Raw genomic sequence first — 268 nt, 5'->3', positions numbered from 1 at the left:
CGGCATCGGGCTGGCCACCTGCCGGCGCATCGCACAGGCGCACGGCGGCCACATCGGACTGGACGAGTCGCCCGCGGGCGGCACGCGGGCGTGGGTCGTGCTCCCCGCGGCCGCATGAGCACCTAACGGTCCGCGTGCGCCCACGCAACCACCGTGACCCGGCGGTGCCCGCGCCCGTAACGTGGTCGGCATCCGGTCGGGAGTCCGGGCCCCGGCCGTGCTTCCCCGCCCGGCGACCCGGAGGTGTTTCGGATGGCGCGCAACGTCC

The 268-nt window shown here is 76.5% G+C and carries 1 protein-coding gene; it reads left to right on the top strand.

Going from position 1 to position 268, the window contains the following annotated elements:
- Positions 1-4: 4 nt before the first annotated feature.
- On the top strand, positions 5-118 hold the full coding sequence (locus ACZ3GY_RS24110) for an ATP-binding protein (RefSeq protein WP_465912279.1): 114 nt from the start codon (positions 5-7) through the stop codon (positions 116-118).
- Positions 119-268: the final 150 nt, after the last annotated feature.

Source organism: Pseudomonas sp. PME37.24/006 (assembly GCF_055556635.1).
The sequence above is the reverse complement of the archived record's forward strand: the minus strand, read 5'-3'. Positions and strand labels throughout refer to the sequence as shown.